The sequence below is a fragment of the Arthrobacter sp. Sr24 genome (genome assembly GCF_054511175.1).
This window is the reverse complement of sequence record NZ_JBTNDB010000053.1, coordinates 1-2,893: the sequence shown is the minus strand read 5'-3', so window position 1 is coordinate 2,893 and position 2,893 is coordinate 1. Positions and strand designations below refer to the sequence as shown.

Genomic DNA, 2,893 nt, shown 5'->3' with positions numbered 1-2,893 from the left:
GAATTTCTACTGCCTTCTCCTGCGTGAGCAGTGAGGGACGCTTGGGCCCCTTCTTCACCGGAGCGAGTCCCATCAATCCGGTGTTTTCAAGGGACTTGCGCCAACGCCTCAACGACTCGGTATTGATGCCGAAGCCGGCGGCAACCTCATTGACCTGGGCTACCCTCGTATCCACGAGCTGGGAGGCTGCGAACCGCCGGATCCCGTCCTGCCCGGACTCCCAGACAAAGGCCAACTGACCATTGATGAAGACTTTGCCACCAGCGGCGTTCTCCATCAGTGCAGCACAATCACCAATGAGCGTGGCGCCGAGGTCGGCCAGTACGGGAAAGTCAGTCTGGGTGGTCATTGAAACCATTGTTTCACCCACCCGCGTCAATAATCATCACGCCTTTATTATCTCACAAAAGGGTGGAAATTAACAGCCAGGGCCAACATGAAAACCCCGTCAATCCAACGAAGTCGAACACCCACTAAATCACTATGTCAAGAGCCCTGGTCCCGCAACGCGATCACGATCCGGAACCGCGACCAGGCCAGCCACGCCACGAACAACACGGTCTTCACCCCGTCTATATAGGGGCCGTCGCCGAAATCGTACTGTAACCACCCGCCAGGCTCAGTGACCCACGGACGGTGCACACGCACCCGCCCAAGCCGCCATTCCGCTTTCACCTGAGCCAACGCACGGCGGGTGGAACGCTCTGAGCCTTCATAGCCCATGCCGACGAGTTTGGTATGGGCTATATCAGCCCGGATCCGGCCGTTGGAGGCCTCCACCCACTTTTCGATCTTGGGTAAGAACTCGTCCGTGACCCGGTCCCGGACAACAGGCTGGGCCAACGGCCGACCCGCGTCTCGGGCCGCGACATGCTTGGCGACCGTGTGATGTGAACAACCCGCCAACTGCGCGGCGGCACGAAACGACTTAGTCAGATCGTATGCTTCAAGAATTTCCATGATTTCTCCGTCAGACTTCATACAGAGCCTCTTCCTGGTTTGGTTTGGTGCGACTAGACACCGACATCAAACCCCAAGAAGGGGCTCCCACCGTTAACAACACGGTGATGCTAGAAAAAAGAGTGGGCAGATCTCATGGCCACCAATGGGCATTTCTGCTGGCCATCAGTGGGCAGTTTCGTGGCCGCCTATGGGCAGTTTTTCATGGCCACTAACAGCCAACACCACAAATAGGAATCGAATGTACATATCACGCTAATGATTCCTATCGACAGTGACACGTCTCCCAACGCGACAGCTGCTGGCAGTCCCACTATGGTTCCTGCCATCGGCGGACAACCAATCGCAACGTTGTCAGTCGCACTAAATCTGCATCCAGACAGGGCTTGGCAAGTGGCCTAATTTGAATTCTTGTTGCTTCGTCTGGCCTCTATGAAAAGGAGATAGGCGGTGAAGAACAAAGGTATGCCGGGTGCATATAGGAGTTCGTATCGGGCAGAAATAAGGACTAGAACTACCACGACAAAACTTGCCGCAAACAGAATGGCGACTACGATTCGTAAGACTTTGGACTGCATCAGTAACATCCATTTCTTATGACCCGTTGGGGCGTGATCTGCGGGGTTTCCTTATTTCGTATGACCGTGGTTGGTTGGTGATCGTGAGCTTGTACCAAGCTGATGGGGTCCACTGAACGGTCGGCTGTTGGGGGGATCCGCACGTTTCGCTGTGCCCACCCTGTTGCTAACCTCTTGAACGTGCTTCAAAATGATTCAGGGCCGGACCGGTGCGGGTGCGGACGTTTACGCAGTGCCACCGCCAGGCCTATGACTAGTGGTATCAGGGCGATCAAGGCAACGATCCAAAGGTTCCAGCGCATCATCAGCCCAAGGATTGTCAGAAGGGGCGGGATCGGAAGGAACAACAGAAAGATGCCTCGGCGAGACAATGGCTTGCCGGTTAAAACCAAGGCAAGCACTGCCAATAGTAATCCGCAGGCAGCAAGAAGAACGGATATTTCAATGGATTGACCCCAGGCTGCTGCAATGAAAGCTGCTAGCGTCAGGATCAAGCTCAAGTCCAGGTACATCAGGTCGCTGGGTCTTTTCCCTCTAGGCCGGACCAAGCCCAGAAACTCCAAGATTTTCATCTAGCCTACCTGGTTGATGATAAATAAGGCCGTGTTCTTGACGGCGTAAAAGAGCACTCCCGCAGCTAGACCGGCGGCGCCACCTACCAGACAGGCTCCGAGGATATCTCCGGCGCTGCCGCCATCAAAGGCCGCAGCCACTGCATTGACGGCACAGCCTCCCGCTGCTGCCGCGAATGCAGGACCGACACCAGGGATAGCACCAACAGCGGCTGTCACAGTAATACCCGCTAACGCGGCAGCAGCTTGTTGAAAAAACGTCAATCTCCCCAATGGGTCGGTGTTGTTGATGGGGTCGTTGGCGGCGTAGGCGTAGCGGTTGGCGTTGGCTGGGTCCAGGGGTGTGTCGAGGGTGTCTTGTTGGGTCCAGCGTCCGGTGGTGGGGGAGTACCAACGTTGGCCGTATTTAACCCATCCAGTGTTTCGGTCTTGGATGCCGGCTTTGAAGGTGTAGGGGTTTTGGGTGGTGCCGAGTCCGCCGGAGTCTTCGGTAAGAGTAGGAACACCGTAGGGATCGTATTGGTACGCGAACGCGGTATTCGGGCCGCTAGTCAGCAGCGCGGCTGGGTTGCCGGTGCCGTCGTAGACGTACAGGGACATCGTGCCGGAGCTGGTGCGTAGCATTAGCGGCTGGCCGGTGACCGGATCATTTTCGACATACGCGGTCTGGGTCAGGGCTGATGCAAAGTCGTTTTCGGGTGGGGCCGTCTTAAAATGTGAGACTGGCCGGGTTCAGCTGTTAACGATGAAGAACTCCTGTTAGACATGGTGATTGTTCAGACC

At 56.1% G+C, this 2,893-nt stretch carries 2 protein-coding genes and 1 pseudogene; all 3 read right to left on the bottom strand.

The genetic code is table 11. The features are described 5' to 3' along the window. Positions 1 to 349 (bottom strand): hypothetical protein (locus ACX80D_RS17685; protein ID WP_459324171.1); only part of this gene is annotated, 349 nt, incomplete at its 3' end. Between the two features lie 146 nt (positions 350 to 495). Beyond that, positions 496 to 981: pseudogene (locus tag ACX80D_RS17680) on the bottom strand (IS21 family transposase); the annotation flags it as partial. A 1,129-nt stretch (positions 982 to 2,110) separates the two neighbouring features. Next, positions 2,111 to 2,734, bottom strand: coding sequence for an RHS repeat-associated core domain-containing protein (locus ACX80D_RS17675; RefSeq protein WP_459324170.1), 624 nt, complete (start codon positions 2,732 to 2,734; stop codon positions 2,111 to 2,113). Positions 2,735 to 2,893 lie beyond the last annotated feature (159 nt).

Excerpts from the sequence above, each read along its gene's own strand:
- ACX80D_RS17675 (WP_459324170.1), bottom strand. The coding sequence starts at position 2,734 with ATGCTACGCACCAGCTCCGGCACGATGTCCCTGTACGTCTACGACGGC.